The following is a 21,162-nucleotide window of genomic DNA, read 5'->3' on the forward strand; positions in this document are numbered from 1 at the left end:
GAACTCTTGATTGGCATGGTAGGTCCTGAATTTGAATCTGTAAGTCGGTCTGTTTAAGGCCGCATACCGGTACAAGGCTGTCAGCCTTGCTGCAAAGCCCGGTCTTGACCGTGCGACTAAGGTCGAATGAGGCTCCAGCTTAGCCTTTCGTACAATTGCGCCCCTTTTTTTGATTGAGGACGCTCACTTTGTATCCGAGCGTGTCTTCGGTCGTTTTCACCCTGCCAATGATTGGCTGCTGGAGCTTGTACATGGTTCATCCTTTTTCATTGTTGGCGCATCGCCGGGTAGCACACTTGGGCGCGCTGGCAGTGTGTGCCGGCTTTGCCGCACCGTCACAGGCCGGCGGCTTTTTTGAAGACAGCAGCGCCAGACTGGAAGCACGTACGGTGTACTTCAATCGCGATTTTCGCGATGGTAGCAGCTCAAACCCCCAGGGCGCCTCCAAGCGCGATGAAACGGCGCAAGGGTTTATCCTCAATCTGCAATCGGGCTATACCGAGGGCACCGTCGGTTTTGGCCTGGATGCACTGGGCATGCTGGGCCTGAAGCTGGATTCCAGCCCGGCCGACAGCAATAGTGGCCTGCTGCCTTCGACCGGCAGCGACCCGCGTCGTTCCAAGGATCAGTACGCCAAATTTGGCCTGACAGCAAAAATGCGCGTATCCGACACCGTGCTCAAATACGGCGCGCTGCTGCCTGATCTGCCGTTGCTCAAATACAATGATGGCCGTTTACTGCCAAACATGTTCAATGGCGCCATGCTGGTATCCCAGGAAATCAGGGATCTCAAGTTCATGGCCTCGCGCCTTGACCGTTATACCGCCCGGGACTCCACCGACTCCCAGGACCTGCGCCTGAACTGCAAAAACAAGCGTTATGGCTGCAATATCACCGCTGATCACTTCAGCATGTACGGTCTGGACTACAAGGTTAACGAGCATCTGACTGCGCAATACCACTACGGTGAATTGCAGGATATCTATCGCCAGCAGTTTGTCGGTTTGCAGGCCAATCAACCGGTCGGTCCTGGTGTGTTGTCCGCCGATGTGCGCTTGTTGAAAAGTGATGACTCGGGTTCGGCCAAAGCTGGCACTATCGACAACCGCGCATTGGGCGCCATGCTCGGCTATGCACTGGGCGGGCACAAGATCAGTGCTGGCTGGCAGCGCATGAACGGCGATACTTCAATGCCGTACCTGGATGGCAGCAACCCGTATCTGGTCAACTACCTGCAGGTCAACGACTTTGCCAACGCTCAGGAGCGTTCCTGGCAACTGCGTTACGACTACGACTTCAAAGCCATCGGCATCGACGGCCTGTCGTTCCTGACCCGCTATGTCAATGGCGACCATATCAAGGTGGTGGGCAGCAGCGAAGGGGGCAAGGAGTGGGAGCGTGACAGCGAGCTGAAATACATCGTGCAAAGCGGTACGTTCAAGGACGTCAGCCTGCGCTTGCGTAATGCCACCTACCGCACCAACTACTCCCAGTTTGCCCGTGACGTGGATGAGACCCGTTTGATCGTCAGCTATAACCTGTCGATCTGGTAAGTGCTGTAGCCGCTGAGGAGCGCAGCGAGGCGGCGATGGGTTGCGCAGCGACCCTGAAATATTGAAGGTCCTGCGGCCCTTATCGCAGCCTCGTTGTGCTCCTCAGCGGCTACAAGGGTTACAGCAGCTGTTCGCGGTAGGGCAGGTCCGGGCCGGTTTTACTGCAGGTCAGGGCTGCGGCACGGCTGGCGAAGTCGAGCAGGGCGTCCAGTTGCACCGCACTCAGGCCCTGTATGCCTTCGATCGAGTCCAGCCCATGCCCGGTCAACCATGCAATCACTGCGGCCTGGAAGGTATCCCCCGCGCCCACGGTATCGGCTACATCCACCAGGCTGGCGGGCACCGAACGCTGCCCATGTTCGCGACTGAACACACTGGCGCCCTGACTGCCCCGGGTCAAAAACACCAGTTGGCAACGATGGTTGAGCCATGACCGGGCAATCTCCTGCGCGTCCTGCCCGGGGTACAGCAGCTCCAGGTCTTCATCACTGACCTTGATCACATCGGCATAGGGGATCAGTTCCTTGATCCGCTGGCGCCAGCGTTCGATATCCGGCTCGGGATTAAGGCGCACATTGGGGTCAAGGCTGATCAGCCGTTGCCCGCTCTCGCGCTTGACCAGTGCCAGCAACGTATCGCCCACCGGCTGCACCACCAACGAAAAAGACCCCACATGCACACCCCGCACCTCGGGCCCCAGCAGCGGCAGGTGATGGGCGTGCAATTGCCGGTCGGCGCAGCCTTCACCGCGAAAGCTGTAGGCGGGCGAGCCGTTGGCATCCAGCGCGACCATGGCCAGCGTGGTGGGCGCGTCCAGATCATGCAGGTATCGCGTGCTGACACCTTCATTGACCAGCACCTTTTTCAGCCGCTGGCCCAGGTAGTCGGTCGACAGCCCGGCAAACAGTGCGGTGTCGACGCCCAGGCGACGCAGGCCCACCGCCACGTTGAAGGGTGAGCCGCCAGCAATGGCCTTGAAGTCCACCTGGCCCGTCGGCGTACTCTCAGGCGACCGGGCAAAAAAATCGAATAAGGCTTCTCCGCATACCAGATACATAACATTTACTCGGTTAAGGCTGCGACCTGTAGTCGGTAGCGTTGATAGAAGTGTTCGTAGGCCCGGACGTTATCGGCCTCGGGCCGGGTTTCACCCGCAGGATCCAGGCGCACGCAACGCCGGCACAGATCAGCCAGTGTCGGTGAGTCAGCAGCCACACACCAGGCAGCCTGAATTGCAGCCCCCAGTGCGGCGGCTTCGCTCTGCTCAGGGCAGACTACCGGGGTGGCCATGATATCGGCCACTAACTGGCGCCACAGGGGGCTTTTTGAACCGCCGCCTACCAAGCGGATGACGTGGCTTTGCAGGCCGTTGCGGCGCAGCAGATCGAGGCCGTAGCGCAAGCCATAGGTGGTACCTTCAATGGCTGCGCGGCACAGATTGGCCTGGGTCATGTTGGTCAGTGTAAGGCCCTGAAAATTGCCGGTGGCATCGGGCAGGGCAGGCACCCGCTCGCCGTTGAGAAAGGGCAGCAGACTGACACCGTCTGCGCCTGCGGGTGCCTGCCTGGCCATCTGGTTGAAACCCTCCACAGACAAGCCGAACAGCTCGCGCACGGCACCGGTGACATTGGTCAGGTTCAGGGTGCAGATCAGCGGCAGCCAGCCGCCGGTGCTCGAGCAGAAGCTGGCCACTGAGGCCTCGGGACGGGCCTGTGGCTGCGGGTCAAAGGCATACACCGTACCCGACGAGCCCAGGCTCATGGTGATGATTCCGGGTTCGATATTGCCGGTGCCGATGGCTGCCATCATATTGTCGCCGCCCCCGCTGGATACCACGGCATCGGGGTTCAGTCCCAGCAACTGCGCGATAAGCGGGCGGATACGCCCGACCGGTTGGCGGGGCTCGATCAGCTCGGGCAGCGCCTGCTCCAGATGGCCGTCGGGATCGATATGATGCAACAGTTCGCGATCCCACTGGCGAGTGCGCACGTTGAAATAACCGGTGCCGGACGCATCACCGTATTCGCTGCAGCAGCGTCCGGTCAGCCAGAAATTCAGGTAGTCATGGGGTAACAGGATATGGGCAGTGCGTGCCAAAATCTGAGGATGATGGTGTTTTGTCCAGAGCAGCTTGGAGACCGTGTAGCCAGGCGCGATCACCAGGCCCAGCCGCTCCAGGGAGCCGGTTTCGCCGCCCAGCCATTCTAACAGTTGGTTGTTTTCGCCAGTTGACTCGGTGTCACACCACAGTTTGGCCGGGCGCAATACATCGCCTTGGCTATCGAGCAGCACCAGCCCGTGTTGTTGTGCGGACACGCCTATGCCCTGAATCTGCTGGCCGCTGATGCCGGCTTGGGTCAGGGCCTGGCGGGTGGCGTGTTGCAATGCATCCAGCCATTGCCCGGGATCCTGCTCGCGCCGCCCCTGTGCGCCCTGGATTAACGTGTGTGGGGCGCTGCCCAGCCCGAGCACCTGGCCGGACTCGCTGTCGAGGATCAGGGCCTTGGTGCCCTGGGTGCCGCAATCGATGCCCAGGTATAAGTGGGTTGTGCTCATGGGAACCTGCTCTTAGCCAGATCAAAAGCCTCTAACAGACCCTTTCCGCAGGGATAAGGGACTGATCGGGGATAACGGTGCACTTGCGACTGCTCAATTCAGCACCCTCTGCCAGAGAGGGCTGGGGTGGGCTTCAAAGATGAAGCAGATTTTCCAGGGTTTTGCTCACCCCGACATCACGCAAGCTGTTCAGGCACCACTCGAACGCAGCTACAAACTCGGCAGACCGGGGAATGGCGCCGCCAAAGATCTCTTCAACGCTCAATAATCGCTGCACGATCAACTCATCATCCGCCACCAGGGCCTGACAAAACTCCGCTCGCGGGTCGGGAATGGCATAGTGCAGCCCATTTTCATCAACTCCCTTGAGATACATCGCCCAGGCTGCAACCACCAGTGCCGCACGTTTCAACTCGCCACCATCGCTGATCAGCCGGTTGATGGCAGGCACGGTGAACTTGGGAAGCTTCGACGAGCCATCCGAGCACACGCGCTCCAACTGGTCGGCAATGGCCTGATTGGAAAAGCGTTCCACCAGGGTGTTCTTGTAGGCCGTCAGGTCAATGCCGGGCACCGGCGCCAGTTGCGGCGTTACGTCCTGATCCATATAGGCACGCATATACGTCACGAACAGGGGATCGCCCATGGTTTCGTGAACAAACCGATAGCCCTTGAGGAACCCCAGGTACGTCAATGCCAGATGACTGCCATTGAGCAGTTTGATTTTCATCTCTTCATAAGGCGTGACGTCGTCGGTGAGTTGTACGCCCACGGTTTCCCATGCCGGGCGGCCGCAGGCAAATTTGTCTTCGAGTACCCACTGGATAAACGGCTCGCAGACCACCGGCCAGGCGTCGTCTATACCCAGTTGGTCATGCAGTTGCAAACGATGGGCGTTACTGGTCATGGGCGTGATGCGATCCACCATGGCATTTGGAAAGCTGACATTGGCAGCGATCCAATCATGTAGTTCAGCACCGCGCAGCGCGGCAAAAGCCAGCAGGGCCTTGCGCGCGACAGCGCCGTTGTGGGGCAGGTTATCGCAGGACATCAGGGTAAAGCCCCGGATACCGCTGGCCTGGCGTCGGGCCAGGGCGGCGCATAGCACACCAAACACGGTTGTCGGTGCTTCGGGGTGGGTGAGGTCGTGCTGGATCTGTGGCAGTGCAGACATAAATTCGCCGCTGCTGTCATCGATGCAATAGCCGCCCTCGGTGATGGTCAGCGAAACGATGCGAATGGCCGGGCTGGCCAGCTTGTCGATCAGTGCATTGATGCCGTCTTCGGCCAGCAGCATGCCGCTGATAGAGCCGATGATGCGGCTTTGGGTGTCGTCGCTGTCGCCCAGTTCGAACAGGGTATAGAGGTAGTCCTGACCGGCCAGAGCGTCGCGCACCTTGCGGTCTTCGCCCCGCAGACCGATGCCGCAGATGCTCCAGTCCAGATCCTGGCCCCGGTTCATCAGGGCATCGGTGTAATACGCCTGGTGGGCGCGATGAAATCCGCCCACGCCGATGTGGGCGATGCCCTGCCGGGTATCGCTGCCAAGGTAGGTGGGTTTGGCCACCAGGTTGGTAAGGGTGTCGAGGTTTCGGCGATTGAGTTTCATGGGGCAATCTCGTGGGTTCAGGCAGCTGCGCGCAATGGACGGGTCAGGGCCAGGCCCCCGGCATCGAATAAATGGCAATGTTCACTGTCCAGGTGCAACTGCAACTGCTCGCCATAGCGGCTGGCCATATCACCGCGCACGCGCATGGTCAGTGGCTCGCCGCAGGCGGTATTGACGTGGCAGTAAGTGTCGCTGCCCAGGCGCTCGCCCACATCGGCGGTGACGGTGAGGGTGCATTCGCCAGGTTTGGCAAGGTTTAAGTGTTCGGGTCGAATGCCCAGTGTTACCGGGCTGCCAAGGCTTAGCGATGCGCCGCACAGAGGCAGTTGGATGCGGGTGCCAGCGTCCAGTTCGACTTCGCAGCCCTGGCGCTCGAGGCGACTGATCTTGCCTTGCAAAAAGCCCATTTTGGGCGTGCCCAGAAACCCCGCGACAAATAGGTTGGCTGGCTGGTGATACAGCTCTAGCGGCGAGCCGACTTGCTCGATTTTGCCGCCATTGAGCACCACCACCTTGTCGGCCAGGGTCATGGCTTCGACCTGATCGTGGGTCACGTAGATCATGGTTGCTTGCAGTTCCTGATGCAGGCGTGCCAGTTCCAGACGCATTTGCACCCGCAGCGCGGCATCGAGGTTGGACAACGGCTCATCAAACAGGAAGATCTTGGGGTTGCGAACAATCGCCCGGCCAATGGCCACGCGCTGACGCTGACCACCGGACAGGTGTTTGGGCTTGCGCTCAAGTAAGGGTGCCAGTTCCAGAATGCGGGCGGCTTCGTTGACCTTTTTTGCCACTTCGGCCTTGGGCACGCCTGCCAGGTCGAGGGCAAACGACATATTTTTGCGCACGCTCATATGCGGGTACAGAGCGTAGGTCTGAAATACCATGGCCAGATCGCGCTTGGCCGGGCTGACTTGAGTGATATCGCGCCCGTCCAGCTCGATGGTGCCGTCCGTCACTTCCTCAAGCCCGGCAATCAGGCGCAGCAGTGTGGATTTACCGCAGCCCGACGGCCCGACAAATACCACGAACTCACGGTCGTTGACCTCAAGATCAATGCCTTTGATGATCGAGAAACCTTCAAAGCCCTTGTGCAGATTGTTGATTCTCAGGTTGGCCATAGTGGGCCTCCAATCAGTATTTTTATTTGACTGCGCCGAAGGACAAACCGCGCACCAGTTGCTTCTGGCTGATCCAGCCAAAAATCAGGATCGGTGCGCAGGCCAGGGTCGAAACGGCCGACAACTTGGCCCAGAACAGGCCCTCGGGGCTGGAGTAGGACGCGATCAGAGCAGTCAGAGGCGCGGCGCTGGAAGAGGTCAGGTTCAGTGACCAGAACGCTTCGTTCCAGCACAGGATCAGCGACAGCAGCAGGGTTGAAGCCAGGCCGCCCTTTCTGATCGGCAGCAATACGCGCACCACCTCCTGCCACAGCGTGGCGCCGTCCAGCCGTGCGGCTTCGAGGATGTCTTTGGGAATATCCTTGAAGTAGGTGTAAATCATCCACACCACGATCGGCAGGTTGATCAGGGTATAGATGATGATCAGTGCCGCTCGTGTATCCAGCAGGCCAAAGCTCTTGGCCAGCAGGTAGATGGGCATCAGTACACCCACTGGCGGCAGCATCTTGGTGGAGAGCATCCACAGCAGCGTGCCCTTGGTGCGCTTGGTTTCGTAGAACGCCATCGAGTAGGCCGCCGGGATAGCGATCAGCATGCACAGGGCCGTGGCAGTGAACGAGATCACCACCGAGTTCCAGGCGAAGTGAAAGTAACCGCTGCGCTGTTCGATATGCAGGTAGTTCTCCAGCGTGGGCGTGAAAATGAACTGGGGCGGCGTGGCAAAGGCGTCGAGTTCGGTTTTAAAACTGGTCAGGAGCATCCAGAAGATCGGGAAAAAGATCAAGATGGCGATGGCCCAGGCCAGGGTGCCCAGCAGCAGGCTTTGCAGGCGGCGCGATTGTTGTAGTGTCATCACTGAGCCCTCACGGCTTGTCTGTCAGGTTTTTGCCGAGCATGCGCACCAGAATGATGGCGGCAATATTGGCGATGACCACGGCGATCAAACCGCCGGCCGAGGCCATGCCCACATCGAACTGCACCAGCGCCTGGTTATAGATCAGGTACGCGAGGTTGGTGGATGCATAGCCCGGGCCGCCGTTGGTGGTGGTAAAGATTTCGGCGAACACCGACAACAGAAAGATGGTCTCGATCATCACTACGACGGCAATGGGGCGCGCCAGATGGGGCAAGGTCAGGTGCCAGAAAATCGCGATGGGGCCGGCACCGTCCAGGCGCGCGGCTTCTTTTTGTTCCTGGTCCAGAGACTGCATGGCGGTCATCAGAATCAGGATCGCAAAGGGCAGCCATTGCCACGACACAATGATGATGATCGACAGCAGCGGGTAGTGCGCCAGCCAGTCCACCGGCTGGGCGCCAAACAACTTCCACACGGCGGCCAGGACGCCGGATACCGGATGGAAAATCAGATTTTTCCAGATCAGCGCGCCCACGGTCGGCATGATGAAAAACGGCGAGATCAACAGCACCCTTACGATGCCGCGGCCCATGAATTCGCTGGCTTCGAGCAGGGCGCTGATCAGTACGCCGAGCACCACGCTGATCAGCAGCACACTGCCAACCAGCAGCAAAGTGTTGGTTGCGCCGGGCAGGAAGCCCGAATCGGTGAGGAAGTAGGTGAAGTTCTCCAGCCCCACGAACTGGTTTTCGCCGGGATAAAGCAGGTTGTAGCGGATCAGTGAAAAGTACAAGGTCATGCCCAGTGGCACGATCATCCACAGCAACAGAAGCGCCACAGAGGGCGTTACCAGAAACCAGCCGGGATTGAACAGGCGCGGACGCCGCCCCGTTGGCGGGGCGTCGAGCGCGGCAATAACAGTCGAAGTCGTCATCGTCAATACATCTGAATTGCTTTGCGTGGGAGCGAGCCTCCTCGCGAAGGAGTCGACGCGGTATTCGCGAGCAGGCTCGCTCCCACAGACCAGAGTTTGGTGTTGGCAGTGCTACTTGGGATAACCCGCCCGCTTCATTTCACGCTCGGTGCTCTGCTGGGCCGCGGCCAGAGCCTGGTCCACGGTGGTCTGGCCAATCAGCGCGGCACTGAACAGCTTGCCAACCTGGGTGCCCACCGCCTGGAACTCCGGGATGGTGACCAACTGGATACCTACATAAGGCACGGGCTTGAGGGTCGGGTCCTGAGGGTTGGCAACTTTCAAGGACTCGAGGGTGACCCTGGCAAAGGGTGCAGCTTTCAGGTACGCCTCGGTATAGGTCGAGGCCCGGGTGCCCGGGGGGACATTGGCAATGCCGTCTTTTTCCGCTACCAGTGCACCGTATTCTTTGGACGTGGCCCAGGTGCTGAATGTCCTGGCGGCGTCCTTGGCTTTGGAACTGGTGGGTATGGCCAGTGCCCAGGAGTACAGCCAGGCACTGCCTTTATCGGTCACAGCATGGGGTGCGAAGGTAAAGCCGACATGCTCGGCGACCTTGCTCTGGCTACTGTCGGTGACAAACGAGCCAGCAACACTGGCATCGACCCAGATCGCACATTTGCCGCTGTTGAACAGCGCCAGGTTTTCGTTGAAACCATTGCTGGTCGCACCCGGCGGGCCTGAGGCTTTCAGTGTGCCGACATAAAAATTCAAGGCATTTTGCCACTCGGCCCCGTTGAACTCCGGTTGCCATTGCTCATTGAACCAGCGCGCGCCGTAGGCGTTGGCGATGGTGCTGATCAGCGCCATGTTTTCACCCCAGCCCGCCTTACCGCGCAGGCAGATGCCGTATTGTTCCTGGTCAGGTTTGTTGAGGGTGCGGGCAAAGCCGGCGATCTGCTCCCAGGTCGGATGCTCGGGCATGCTCAGCCCGGCATCCTTGAACAGGTCGGTACGGTAATAGGTCATCGAGCTTTCGGCATAAAACGGCAGGGCATAGAGCGTGCCCTTGACGGACAGGCCGTCGCGAACCGCCGGGAACACATCGTCGATGGCATAGGTGGCGGGCAGGTCGGTCATGGGCTCGAGCCAGCCCTTGGCACCCCAGAGTGCGGCTTCGTACATGCCGATGGTCAGCACGTCAAATTGTCCGCCCTGGGTGGCAATGTCCGTGGTCAGGCGCTGGCGCAATACGTTTTCTTCCAGCACCACCCAGTTGAGCTTGATCTCGGGGTGCTCGCTCTCGAAGGTTTTCGCCAGCTTTTGCATGCGGATCATGTCGCTGTTGTTGACCGTGGCGATGGTCAGGGTTTGCGCGCCTGAACTGATGCCGCTCAGGGTCATGCACGTGGCGACACATAACGCTTTGACAGGGATATTCATTGAGCACTCCACTTCAGCGGCCTGGCGGCTTTTGAAGGACGGTTATTGTTTTTATAGCGGCTCGCACGGGGCAAGCGCCTGGGCCGATTACAGCCCTCAATCACCGGCGTGACAAATCACTGGAAGCACATCAATCGATACTATTTTGCACTGCGCAGGCGTTCACCCGGCGCACGCTGGTTTTGCTCGGTCAAACGCTGCACCGCCAGGCGACGATAGTGTGACGGGGTCATTCCTTTGAGTTGCTGAAAGCGACGGTTGAAGTTGGAAATATTGTTGAAACCTGACTCGAAACACACATCTGTGACGGGCTTTTGACCATCGGCCAGTAACTCGCAGGACTTGCTGATGCGCAGTCGATTGACGAACTCGATGAAGCAGCGCCCTGTGGCTTGCTTGAATACGCGGGAAAAATAGGTGGGCTTCATGCCCATGTAGTCGGCGACTTCTTCTAGCGGCAGCTCGCGGGTGTAGTGGCTGAAGATATAGTCGACAGCCCGGTTGGTGCGGTCGATGGTTTGCTCGTCGGCCAGATTTCCGGCGGTGACCCCAGACAGCAGTTGGTAGTCATCACAGCCGGCCAGCAGTTCCAGCAGGATCAGGAAATGGCCAAGCCGGGTGATGCCGCTGGAGCCGGCAATTGCCTGCATCAGGTCCATAGCCTTGCGGATCGTGGCTTTACAGCGGAACTCGATCCCGTGGCGCGCCCGTTCAAGCATTGGCGTGAGGGACTTGAGTTCGGTGAGTACCGAGGCGGCGCCCTCAAGCAGTTCATCGGTGAAGTTGACCAGCATGTCGCGGGTGGGCACCACCTCGTCACCGGCCACCTGGCTGATCCAGTTATGAGGCAGGTTGGGCCCGGTGAGGAATAATGTTTCAGGGTGGAAATTACCGATATAGTCGCCCACAAACACCTTGCCGCTGCTGGCAACGATCAGATGCAACTCGTATTCCTTATGGAAGTGCCAGCGCACCAGCGGACAGGGAAAGCCATGCTGGCGATAGATGATCGACAGGCCATTGTGGTCGTCCATCAGTTCGTAGGACGGGTCTGTGGCGCGGGCGGGGCGGGTCATGGGCTGGGCCGTCGTCAGTCTTGTTATGGCGTGGATCATGCCGGTTCCTGCGGTTAAGTCCAGTCAGATTTGAGGGTATTACAGGATGAAAACACTGTTGTTGATCGGTATCGGCGCCGGAGACCCGGAGCACATCACCGTCCAGGGGATCAACGCGCTGAATCGCGCCAATGTGCTGTTTGTGCTCGACAAGGGCCAGGCCACCGAAGACCTGGTGCGCATGCGCCTGCAGATCTGCCAGCGCTATATCCGTGAGCCGGGCTACCGTGTGGTGCAGGTCAACGACCCGCAGCGTGACAGCTCAACGGCGTGCTACACCGATGGCGTCGAGGATTGGCACCAACAGCGGGCCGAAGTGTTTACCCACTTGATCGAAGACCAACTGGCCGATGGCGAATGCGGGGCTTTTCTGTTGTGGGGCGACCCGGGGCTGTATGACAGCACCTTGCGTATTCTCGACCGTGTCCGGGCCGGGGGCTGCAGCGACTTCGAGCATGAGGTGATCCCCGGTATCAGCAGTGTGCAGGCCCTGGCCGCGCGCCATCGCATTGCGCTCAACACTATCGGCCAGCCGATCCGCATCACCACCGGACGCAAGCTGGTGGCCGAGGATCTGGATAATGTCGTGGTCATGCTCGACGCACATTGTGCCTTTGAAGCCTTTGTCGATGAAAATGTCGATATCTATTGGGGCGCCTATATCGGCACTGCGGACGAGATTCTGATCGCGGGCAAACTGAGCGAAGTGTGCGAGCAGATCAACCAGGCCCGCAGTACTGCCCGAGCAAGAAAGGGCTGGATAATGGACACGTATCTGCTGCGCAGGCGCGCCCGCCTGAGTGAATAGGCAGTTGCGTCGAAGTCTTTTTCGTACATGTTTTGTAGAATTAGATTATGGCGTCAAGTTGATACAACTGCCTACAGTTCGGCTCCTGTATTGCGTCGTTTACATGAGTCAGCTATGAAAGCCCATCTTGCCTGTTTGCGTTGTTACCGTGGGTTCTTGTGTGTCCTGCTTTTTGCAGCATGGGGGCTTGTGATGCCGGGCCCTGCCAATGCCACTGGCAGAGCCAGTTTTGCTGTCGCTCAGGGTACCTTCGATGTGAACCGGGCAACCCTTGAGGTGTTCTTGGTACGGCCCGGCAAAGCGCCCTTGTTGCTCAGTGGCGGTGCATTCAGGCAGGACAGCGAGGTCACTGAACTGGCTTCCGACAGCTGGACGATTAGCCAGGAGGGGAATCAATACCGGGTCGACATCAAGGTTGAGGACGACAGGTTGCGCGTTTCGATACAGGCGTCCCGCCCTGCAAGCTTGCGTTGGCCGCGCCTGCAAACCGACATTCGTGCCTACGCCATTCCTTTTGGCGAGGGTAGCTATATACCGGCCAATGACCCCGGCTGGCTTAGCTGGCTGGTCAAGCGCTACTCCGGCGGGCAGTTGCTGGGTGAGTTGAGCATGCCGTTCTGGACTCAATTGCACGAGGATCTGTCGGTCACCTGGATAGTAGAAACGCCCTTCGACACCCTGTTTAGTATCAAGCGAGTCAAAAACACTGCGGTGCCGCAATTGCAGCATGACTTCAACCGGCTTGCACCTGATGCGCCCTTTGTGATCAGCATCGCCCCCGGCCCTGCACAACCGTTATATGGCGCAGGGCTATATCGCAAATGGCTCAAGAGCAGTGGCCAGTTCGTTTCACTGACAGATAAAATTCGTGCGGTGCCGCAAACTGCCCTGCTCGGCGGTGCACCCCATATTTATGTTTGGGACGCAGGGCCGCTGAAAACCGCAGACGTCCTCAACTGGGCAAGCTTTATCACGGCTTTTGACCGGGCGCGCCGTACTCCCGGGCATCTGGCTGCCAGTTTATGGTCAAGCTTTGATCCGCAAACCCGCAGCGTATTTGACATGAGTTTGTCGAGTACGCGCTCACGGCTACGAATGGTTTCACCGTTCAATCAACTGCAACTGGTTCGTGCCATCAACCAGGGAATGCGGCAGGTTGTAGCGGTACCCGCCAAGGAACCTCTGGACGGGGGGCATGATCCGGCTGGCGAGGTGTTGTGGGGGCAGGCAGCCAGAACTCAGCTGGTCGAGGCTTTCGGGCCTTACCTGTTACCGGCCGAGCGCTGGGGAGGAGGGCTGTCTGTGGATACGGTCAATGCGCTCAAACAAGCCGGGCTCACCCGTGCCTGGCTGGGAGCCAAGGACTGGCTTGATGCATTCTGGCACCCGCAGGCTGTGGCATTGGCCAAGCAAGCCGGGTTTCTGGTGGCGGTGTACGACAACTACGCAGACGCTCATGCACCCGCCGAACCGGAAACCTGGGCCGCTGCGCAAATGGGCGCGAACCTGGCCAGTGCAGGGCAGCATGACGCGAGCGGTACTACGAGCAAGGGGTTTAATGGCATTGGCGTCTTTGCCAATCCCCGGGAGGCCCAGGACTATGCGCGCCAGCGCATCAAGGCTGTGGCAGGTGCTGCCGGGCTCAACAGCTATTTTCTCGATGTCGATGCTGCGGTCACTGCACAGGCGGACTACACCCCCGGCCGGGAAACCAGTGAAAGTGAAAATGCCCGGGTGATTGCCCGGCGCCTGGATTACCCGGGCGAGTCGTTGGGGCTGGTCACGGGCAGCGAGGGGGCGGTTTCTACGTTTGCAGCCAATATTGCCTACAGCCACGGCATTGCCACACAACCATTCGACTGGACCGACCCTGACATGTCCGGTAATCAACAGTCACCTTTCTTTGTAGGGCAGTACTGGCCCCCGGAGACGCCAACACTGTTTTTCAAGACTGTTCCGATCAAACGGCAACTGGCAACCTATGTCCGCTCCTGGAAGTACCGCTTGCCGCTTTACCAAATGGTGCTTCACGACAGTCTGGTCAGCACGCATCACTGGGCCTACCCATCGTTGAAATTTTCCAATGAGCAGCAGAGCACGGCACTGCTGCAGCTGTTGTACATGACGCCGCCCATGTACCACCTCAATGCCGCCGTGCTGGAGCGCGACTTGCCCTTTATCGCGGCCTACAACGAGGTTTTTTCGCCCTTGCATCAACGGCTTTTTACCCAGGCACTGGTTGATTTTCAGGTGCTCAGTGCAGACCGGAGCCTGCAGCGCACGGTGTTTGATGATGGAACCCGAATTACGGTCAATTTCAATCCAGACAAGGCGCAAAGTGCCGACGCCATGCAATTTGCGCCAATGTCGGCAAGCGTCCAGATACCGGGCGAAAAAGACCGCATCATCATGATTGCCGAGATGTTCAAGGCGACGCGACTGGCACAGCCCTAGTCAAACCGTTCGATTCTTTGCCTCGATCCACTGCGACATGTACTGGGTACTTTTATGCTGGTGATGGCGCAGCATGGCACCGGTGAAGTTGTTGCGCCGATGCTGTTGCAGGCCGGCGCGGCAGGCTTCGATGCACTCGACCAGTGCCGGGCCGTGGGTACTTTGCAAATAGCGCTGCGCCAGTAGTGCCGTTCCGTGCTGCTGGGCCTGATGCCAGGCGTCAGGGCTCTGATACAGCTGCACCGCAGCGGCAGCAATCGCACTGGCACTCTGTTCGATGGCACCTGCCCACGGCAGGTCGCCATGCATGCCTTCGGCGCCTACGGGAGTTGTGACGTTGGGCGTGCCGCAGAGCATGGCATCGGCGATTTTGCCCTTGATTCCTGCACCAAAGCGCAGGGGGGCCATGCAGATCCGCGCATTGCTCATCACCTCAAGCGCATCTTCGGCCCAGTTGAGCACGTGAAAACCCTGTGCCGGGTTGTGCAGCGCAGTGGCCTTGGGCGGGGTGTAAGCACCATAGACATGCAATTGCGCCGTGGGCAGTTGCTGACGGATCAATGGCCAGATCGCGGTTTTCATCCAGAGCACGGCATCCCAGTTGGGGGCATGACGGAAATTGCCGATGCTCAGGAAATGCTGACGCTGGTCAAAGGGTACGAACTGCGCAGGTACGCTGTCGACCATCAACGGGCACCAGTGCAGCAGGGCTCGGGGCACCTTGAAGTGCTCTACGAGCAGATCGATTTCGTATTCGGAAATCATCAGGTTCAAGTCGCATCGATAAATCGCCGCGATCTCCCGTTGCGCCAGATCGGTAACGGCCATCTGCTCGAAGGTCTCCCGTTGTGCCGGGGCGAACAGGCTGCTGAAATCATCAGTGTCGGCGTCGAGTTTGAGGCGCGCCTTGAGCTGTTGCTGGCGGGCGTCGCGCAGGCTTTGCAGGTCGGAGGTTTCCAGCACGCGCAGGGCCTGCGGGCAATGCTTCTCCACGCGCCAGCCGAACTGCTCTTCCATCATGAAGCGGTCGAACAGCACGATATCCGGGGCCAGCTCGGTGATGAAGGTATCGAAGCTGCTGTTATTGAGCGCGATACTGACTTCATCAATGCCCAATGTCGCCAGATCAGCCTTGTGTTCGCCAATGCCTGCCGGGCTGCTGAAGGTGATGTGCCAGCCTTGCTGCAAGAAACTTTCGATGATCTGCATCATGTGTCCGCCCGCCGCCGAAGAGCGGGGCTCGGGCCACACGTAGCCAATAATCAGGACGCGGGTTGGGCGAGTGGACGGCATGGGCAGATCCTTGAAGCGCTGTGGCTGATAAAAGGCGGCAATTAGAACACAAGTTGCCTACAACACCTGTGGTCGCTGCCTCTTACCTTGTGAGCGGCTACAGGAATACTGCACCTGTGGGAGCGAGCCTGCTCGCGAAGGTCGTTCGCGAGCAGGCTCGCTCCCACAATAGGTCAGAGTATCTAAACGTATCTGTGTTGACCTGTTACAAAGCACTGCGTAGCCTTGCGCGTTCGAGGTTCTTCGCAGCGCGAAGCTAAGAAGGGAACGCGGTATGCCGCGGCTGCCCCCGCAACTGTAAACGGTCGTTGATCTTGCAATGCCACTGCTTCACAGGCGGGAAGGCGCAAGGTAGGTATCAGCCGTAAGCCAGGAGACCTGCCTCGTAACAGATTCTTACTTCAACCGGGCGGGGTGATCCGGTGGCGAAGACTGACCGCGCACTGCTTGCGGCCGTCGTCCCGTATGCCCGCCGTTTTGCCAAAGGGCATCCGATGAAAACACTGGCCAAAACCCCCGTCACTATCGTTACCGGCTTTCTCGGTTCGGGCAAGACTACCTTGCTGCGTCATATGCTGGACAACGCCAACGGCCGTCGCATTGCAGTGATCGTCAACGAATTCGGCGAACTGGGTATCGATGGCGAAATCCTCAAGCAATGCACTATTGGCTGCACCGAAGAAGAGGCCAAGGGACGCGTCTATGAACTGGCCAATGGCTGCCTGTGCTGCACGGTACAGGAAGAATTCTTCCCGGTGATGCGTGAGCTGGTGGCGCGCCGTGGCGATATCGACCATATCCTTATCGAAACCTCGGGCCTGGCCCTGCCAAAGCCGTTGGTTCAAGCCTTCCAGTGGCCGGAAATCCGCAGTGCCTGCACGGTTGACGCGGTGATTACCGTGGTCGACAGCCCGGCGGTGGCGGCTGGCACTTTCGCGGCCTTCCCGGATCAGGTAGATGCCCAGCGCAAGCTCGACCCTAACCTGGACCACGAGTCGCCGCTGCACGAGCTGTTTGCTGACCAACTGGCCAGTGCCGATCTGGTGATTCTCAACAAGGTTGACTTGATCAGCCCTGAAGACCTTGCCCGTGTACGTGCCGAAGTGGCTGAAGAACTGCCACCGGCGGTCAAGGTCATCGAAGCCAGCAGCGGTCGCTTGCCGCTGGACGTGCTGCTGGGCCTGGAGACGGGTTCGGAAGACCATATCGATGGCCGCCACAGCCATCACGACCATCATCACGATGGCGATGATGACCACGACGACCACGATCACGATGCCTTCGACTCGATCTCTATCGAGCTGCCTCAGGCAGAGGAGCGCGCGCTGATGGATGCTCTGAGCCAACTGGTGGTCAAGCACGGCATTCTGCGGGTCAAGGGCTTTGCCGCGATTCCGGGCAAACCGATGCGCTTGCTGATCCAGGGCGTGGGCACGCGCTTTGACAAGCACTTTGATCGCGCCTGGGGCAGTGACGAAGCGCGCACCACCAAACTGGTGCTGATCGGCCAGGACCTGGACGCGGCCCTGCTCGAGTCCACCCTGCGTACAGCATTGAGCGCCTAAACCATGCATTTGCTCAGGACCCAGCCCGGCGGCTTTGTAGCGGACGACAATATTGCCGACCTCGGCCAGACCCCCGCCGAACTGGTGATCCTGTGCAGCGGTGACTCAAGCCTGGCCCTGCTGGCCGAAGCGGCGCAGCAGTTGCCTGACGATTATCCAAGCCTGCGTCTGGCCAACCCGATGCAGGTGCAAAACCACGGCTCGGTCGACCTGTATGTCGATGAGGTTCTGCAACACGCCAAGGTGATTTTGTTGTCGCTGCACGGTGGCATCGGCTACTGGCGCTACGGCATTGAACGGCTGGTGCAACTGGCTGAACGCGGTGTGACCCTGATTCTGGTGCCGGGCGATGACCGCCCCGACCCGGAACTCAGCGCCCTGAGCACAGTGCCCGTCGAGCAGGCCGAACGGCTCTGGCACTTTTTGCGCCAGGGCGGGCGGCATAACGCCCTGCAGCTTTATCGTTGCCTGGCCAGCCAATGGCTGGGCCGCGACTATGCCTGGGACGAACCGCACACCTTGCCCCGTACTGCCATTTATCATCCGGCCCATTCCAGCCCTGCACTGCAGGACTGGCAAGGCGACTGGCAGCCGGGCCAACCGGTGGCGGCGCTCTTGTTCTATCGCTCGCATTTGCAGGCGGCCAATACGGCATTTGTCGATGTGTTCTGCCAGCGTCTGCAGGCGGCAGGGCTAAATCCGCTGCCGATTGCGGTCGCCAGCCTGAAGGAGCCAGGCTGCCTGGCGGTGGTACAGGACTTGCTCGATGAAGTCGGCGCAGGGGTCATTCTCAATACCACCGGGTTTGCCCAGTCCAGCCCGGAAGCTCCGCATTTGCGCCCGTTTCGCCGCAATATCCCGGTGATCCAGGCCATTTGTGCCCAGGACAACCAGCCCGGCTGGCAAGCCAGCGAGCAGGGTCTGGGCCCGCGGGACCTGGCCATGCACATTGCCTTGCCGGAACTGGACGGGCGGATCATCAGCCGGCCGATCAGCTTCAAGGACCTGGCGTGGCGCAGTGAGCGCAGTCAGTCGGATGTGGTGTGTTACAGAGCGCATCCGGAACGGATGGATTTTGTCGCAGAACTGGCACGGCGCTGGGTGGAGCTGGCACGTGTGCCGAACCCGCAAAAACGTATCGCCCTGATCCTGGCCAACTACCCGACCCGCGATGGCCGTATCGGCAATGGCGTAGGGCTGGATACCCCGGCTGCGGCGCTGAATATTTTGCGCGCCTTGCAGGGCGAAGGCTACCCGGTGGCTGCTGAGCTCCCGGATACCGGCACCGCGTTGATTCAAGCCCTGTTGGGCGGTGTCAGCAACGACCTCGACAGCCTCGACCTGCGCCCGTGCCATCAAAGCCTTGGGCTGGATGAATACCAGGCGATGTTTAATCGTCTTCCAGAAGCCAATCGCCAGGCGGTGATTGAGCGTTGGGGCGAGCCACAGCACGACCCGATGTTTCGCAGCGGTCGCCTGATGATTGCCGGGCTGCGTTTTGGCCTGACCTTTGTCGGCATTCAACCGGCGCGGGGATATCAGGTCGATGCCAGTGCGGTCTACCATGACCCGGACCTGGTACCGCCCCATGCTTATCTGGCGTTTTATTTCTGGCTGCGCAACACCTACGGCGCCCATGCGGTGGTGCATGTGGGCAAGCATGGCAATCTGGAATGGTTGCCGGGCAAGGGCGTCGGGCTGTCTGAACACTGCTGGCCGGATGCTATTTTGGGCCCCATGCCCAACGTCTATCCGTTTATCGTCAATGATCCGGGTGAGGGCGCACAGGCCAAGCGCCGGACCCAGGCGGTCATTATTGACCACTTGATGCCGCCGCTGACCCGGGCCGAAACCTATGGCCCTCTGCGTGACCTGGAGCTGCTGGCCGACGAGTATTACGAAGCGCAACTGCTTGATCCGCGCCGGGCGCGGGAGTTGCAACGGGATATTCTCAAGCTGGTGCGCGATACCCATATCGACCGCGAGCTGCAACTGGACGCACACCTCGACAGCGACAGCGATGCCGCAATCTGGCTGCCACGGCTGGATACCTACCTGTGCGACCTCAAGGAATCGCAAATCCGCGACGGCCTGCATATTTTTGGTGAATCGCCTGCCGGGCGTCTGCGCATCGACACCTTGCTGGCATTGCTGCGCATCCCCCGCGGTGATGGACGCGGGGCGCAATCAAGCGTGCTGCGGGCGTTGGCCAAAGCCTTCGGGCTGAGTTTTGATCCGCTGGACTGTGCGCTGGCCGAGCCCTGGACGGCACGTCGCCCCGCGCCTTTGCAAGCAGTCAGCGAGGCGCTGTGGCGCACCGCAGGCGATACCCGCGAACGTCTGGAACTGTATGCTGCGCAGCTGATCGAGCAGGCGTTGGCGGGCACGCTGCAATTGCCCGACACCGAGCAATGGAGCGAAGTGCGGGGGATTTTTGAGGCGCTGCTTGGGGTTGTTGCTCCGCGTCTGGATGCTTGCGGCCCGGCCGAGATGCAGGGTCTGCTCGATGCTCTGGCGGGGCGTTTTGTCCCTGCCGGCCCCAGTGGTGCACCGAGCCGCGGGCGCCTGGACGTACTGCCTACCGGGCGTAATTTCTTTTCCGTGGATGTACGCAACTTGCCCACCACCACGGCCTGGCGTATCGGTTTTCAGTCGGCCAACCTGATTCTTGAGCGTCATTTGCAGGACCACGGCGATCACCTGCGTCAGCTCGGCCTGTCGGTATGGGGCACTGCGACCATGCGCACCGGCGGTGATGATATCGCCCAGGCCATGGCGCTGATGGGCGTGCGCCCGGTGTGGGCCACGGGTAGCCAGCGGGTGGATGACTTTGAAATCCTCCCGGTGAGCCTGCTGGACCGGCCGCGGGTGGACGTGACCTTGCGTGTGTCCGGGTTCTTCCGTGATGCCTTTGCCAATCTTATTCGCCTGTTCGATGCCGCTGTTCAGGCGGTGGCGGCGCTGGACGAACCTGATGACCTGAATCCGCTCGCGGCAAAAGTGCGCAGCGAGCGTGAACAGCTGGAGCGCGAAGGGCTGGCCCCGGAACTGGCGGCCCGTCAGGCGGGTTGGCGGGTGTTTGGTGCCAAACCCGGGGCTTACGGTGCCGGGGTACAGAACGCAATCGATGGGCGTTTGTGGCAAAGCCGCGACGACCTGGCCGAGGTGTATCTGAACTGGGGCGGTTATGCCTATGGCGGCGCCGATGAAGGCACGGCGGCCCGCGGTCAGTTTGCCCAGCGATTGGGGCAGATGCAGGCGGTGGTACAAAATCAGGACAACCGTGAACATGACCTGCTCGATTCCAATGACTACTACCAGTTTCAGGGTGGCATGCTGGCGGCGGTAGAGAGCTTGCGTGGGGAGGCCGCAGCCAGCTACCACGGCGACCACAGCCAGCCGGATCTGCCGAAGATCCGTACGCTCAAGGAAGAGTTGAACCGGGTCATCCGTTCCCGTGCGGCCAACCCGAAATGGATAGAAGGGGTCAAACGCCATGGTTACAAAGGCGCATTTGAGATGGCCGCTACCCTGGACAACCTGTTTGCCTTTGATGCAACCACGCACCTGATCGATGATCATCAATATGCATTGCTGGCGGATGCCTATTTGCTGGACCCGGATACCCGTGAGTTTGTGCGTGAGCACAACCCGCATGCCCTGCGCGACATGACCGAACGCATGCTCGAAGCGCAGCAGCGCGGGCTGTGGAGTGAACCGGGGGAGTATCAAGCGGCGCTGGAGAATCTGTTGCTGGATATAGAGGAAGAGTAACCAGGCAACCCTCACCCTCACCCTAACCCTCTCCCGGAGGGAGAGGGGACTGATAGGGGGATGTTCAGGATTTATACCTCACCAAAAATCGGCCCCCTCTCC

The 21,162-nt window shown here is 59.8% G+C and carries 14 protein-coding genes and 1 riboswitch; of the genes, 5 read left to right on the forward strand and 9 right to left on the reverse strand.

Annotated features, from left to right (window positions below; genetic code table 11):
• Positions 1 to 251: 251 nt before the first annotated feature.
• Complete coding sequence (locus ACP7BE_RS03745; RefSeq protein WP_426104780.1) at positions 252 to 1,553, forward strand: OprD family porin; 1,302 nt, start codon at positions 252 to 254, stop codon at positions 1,551 to 1,553.
• A gap of 118 nt (positions 1,554 to 1,671) precedes the next feature.
• Here the strand turns inward: ACP7BE_RS03745 and ACP7BE_RS03750 are convergent, their stop codons facing one another.
• From ACP7BE_RS03750 to ACP7BE_RS03785, 8 genes are all read right to left on the reverse strand, one after another.
• Positions 1,672 to 2,610, reverse strand: coding sequence for a carbohydrate kinase family protein (locus ACP7BE_RS03750; protein ID WP_426104782.1), 939 nt, complete (start codon positions 2,608 to 2,610; stop codon positions 1,672 to 1,674).
• A gap of 5 nt (positions 2,611 to 2,615) precedes the next feature.
• A complete protein-coding gene (xylB, locus tag ACP7BE_RS03755) occupies positions 2,616 to 4,109 on the reverse strand; it encodes a xylulokinase (protein ID WP_095017970.1) in 1,494 nt (497 codons plus the stop codon).
• A gap of 133 nt (positions 4,110 to 4,242) precedes the next feature.
• A complete protein-coding gene (locus ACP7BE_RS03760; RefSeq protein WP_095038829.1) occupies positions 4,243 to 5,718 on the reverse strand; it encodes a mannitol dehydrogenase family protein in 1,476 nt (491 codons plus the stop codon).
• Between the two features lie 17 nt (positions 5,719 to 5,735).
• Positions 5,736 to 6,839, reverse strand: a complete 1,104-nt coding sequence (locus ACP7BE_RS03765; RefSeq protein WP_095000299.1) for an ABC transporter ATP-binding protein — start codon at positions 6,837 to 6,839, stop codon at positions 5,736 to 5,738.
• A 22-nt stretch (positions 6,840 to 6,861) separates the two neighbouring features.
• Complete coding sequence (locus ACP7BE_RS03770; RefSeq protein WP_426104785.1) at positions 6,862 to 7,695, reverse strand: carbohydrate ABC transporter permease; 834 nt, start codon at positions 7,693 to 7,695, stop codon at positions 6,862 to 6,864.
• A 7-nt stretch (positions 7,696 to 7,702) separates the two neighbouring features.
• The gene (locus tag ACP7BE_RS03775) at positions 7,703 to 8,629 is read right to left on the reverse strand and encodes a carbohydrate ABC transporter permease (protein ID WP_095000297.1); all 927 of its coding nucleotides are present in this window, start codon (positions 8,627 to 8,629) and stop codon (positions 7,703 to 7,705) included.
• Between the two features lie 111 nt (positions 8,630 to 8,740).
• Positions 8,741 to 10,051, reverse strand: a complete 1,311-nt coding sequence (locus ACP7BE_RS03780; protein ID WP_095019968.1) for an ABC transporter substrate-binding protein — start codon at positions 10,049 to 10,051, stop codon at positions 8,741 to 8,743.
• A gap of 140 nt (positions 10,052 to 10,191) precedes the next feature.
• Entirely contained in the window at positions 10,192 to 11,127 is a 936-nt protein-coding gene (locus ACP7BE_RS03785) for an AraC family transcriptional regulator (protein WP_095000296.1), read from the reverse strand.
• A gap of 85 nt (positions 11,128 to 11,212) precedes the next feature.
• Between ACP7BE_RS03785 and cobF the strand changes: the two genes are divergently transcribed.
• Together cobF and ACP7BE_RS03795 are read left to right on the forward strand one after the other, a co-directional pair.
• Positions 11,213 to 11,974 (forward strand): precorrin-6A synthase (deacetylating), encoded by a 762-nt coding sequence (gene cobF / locus ACP7BE_RS03790; protein WP_426104788.1) that lies wholly within the window; start codon positions 11,213 to 11,215, stop codon positions 11,972 to 11,974.
• A 192-nt stretch (positions 11,975 to 12,166) separates the two neighbouring features.
• Positions 12,167 to 14,428, forward strand: coding sequence for a glycoside hydrolase (locus tag ACP7BE_RS03795; protein WP_426104790.1), 2,262 nt, complete (start codon positions 12,167 to 12,169; stop codon positions 14,426 to 14,428).
• On the opposite strand, the gene ACP7BE_RS03800 is transcribed toward ACP7BE_RS03795, so the two are convergent.
• Positions 14,429 to 15,721: a glycosyltransferase gene (locus tag ACP7BE_RS03800; RefSeq protein ID WP_095019210.1), complete on the reverse strand. Its 1,293-nt coding sequence runs from the start codon at positions 15,719 to 15,721 to the stop codon at positions 14,429 to 14,431.
• A gap of 219 nt (positions 15,722 to 15,940) precedes the next feature.
• Positions 15,941 to 16,121, forward strand: a riboswitch (cobalamin riboswitch).
• Between the two features lie 94 nt (positions 16,122 to 16,215).
• On the opposite strand from ACP7BE_RS03800, the gene cobW reads away from it, so the two are divergent.
• Together cobW and cobN are read left to right on the forward strand one after the other, a co-directional pair.
• Positions 16,216 to 17,286 (forward strand): cobalamin biosynthesis protein CobW, encoded by a 1,071-nt coding sequence (gene cobW, locus ACP7BE_RS03805; RefSeq protein ID WP_426105347.1) that lies wholly within the window; start codon positions 16,216 to 16,218, stop codon positions 17,284 to 17,286.
• Between the two features lie 3 nt (positions 17,287 to 17,289).
• The gene (gene cobN / locus ACP7BE_RS03810; protein WP_095000293.1) at positions 17,290 to 21,060 is read left to right on the forward strand and encodes a cobaltochelatase subunit CobN; all 3,771 of its coding nucleotides are present in this window, start codon (positions 17,290 to 17,292) and stop codon (positions 21,058 to 21,060) included.
• Positions 21,061 to 21,162 lie beyond the last annotated feature (102 nt).

This window comes from Pseudomonas sp. TWR1-1-3 (assembly GCF_049896805.1).
Lineage (GTDB): Bacteria > Pseudomonadota > Gammaproteobacteria > Pseudomonadales > Pseudomonadaceae > Aquipseudomonas > Aquipseudomonas bubulae.

Coding starts and splice junctions, on each gene's coding strand:
- ACP7BE_RS03745 (WP_426104780.1), top strand. CDS start 252: ATGGTTCATCCTTTTTCATTGTTGGCGCATCGCCGGGTAGCACACTTG.
- ACP7BE_RS03750 (WP_426104782.1), bottom strand. CDS start 2,610: ATGTATCTGGTATGCGGAGAAGCCTTATTCGATTTTTTTGCCCGGTCG.
- xylB (WP_095017970.1), bottom strand. CDS start 4,109: ATGAGCACAACCCACTTATACCTGGGCATCGATTGCGGCACCCAGGGC.
- ACP7BE_RS03760 (WP_095038829.1), bottom strand. CDS start 5,718: ATGAAACTCAATCGCCGAAACCTCGACACCCTTACCAACCTGGTGGCC.
- ACP7BE_RS03765 (WP_095000299.1), bottom strand. CDS start 6,839: ATGGCCAACCTGAGAATCAACAATCTGCACAAGGGCTTTGAAGGTTTC.
- ACP7BE_RS03775 (WP_095000297.1), bottom strand. CDS start 8,629: ATGACGACTTCGACTGTTATTGCCGCGCTCGACGCCCCGCCAACGGGG.
- ACP7BE_RS03780 (WP_095019968.1), bottom strand. CDS start 10,051: ATGAATATCCCTGTCAAAGCGTTATGTGTCGCCACGTGCATGACCCTG.
- ACP7BE_RS03785 (WP_095000296.1), bottom strand. CDS start 11,127: ATGACCCGCCCCGCCCGCGCCACAGACCCGTCCTACGAACTGATGGAC.
- cobF (WP_426104788.1), top strand. CDS start 11,213: ATGAAAACACTGTTGTTGATCGGTATCGGCGCCGGAGACCCGGAGCAC.
- ACP7BE_RS03795 (WP_426104790.1), top strand. CDS start 12,167: ATGCCGGGCCCTGCCAATGCCACTGGCAGAGCCAGTTTTGCTGTCGCT.
- ACP7BE_RS03800 (WP_095019210.1), bottom strand. CDS start 15,721: ATGCCGTCCACTCGCCCAACCCGCGTCCTGATTATTGGCTACGTGTGG.
- cobW (WP_426105347.1), top strand. CDS start 16,216: ATGAAAACACTGGCCAAAACCCCCGTCACTATCGTTACCGGCTTTCTC.
- cobN (WP_095000293.1), top strand. CDS start 17,290: ATGCATTTGCTCAGGACCCAGCCCGGCGGCTTTGTAGCGGACGACAAT.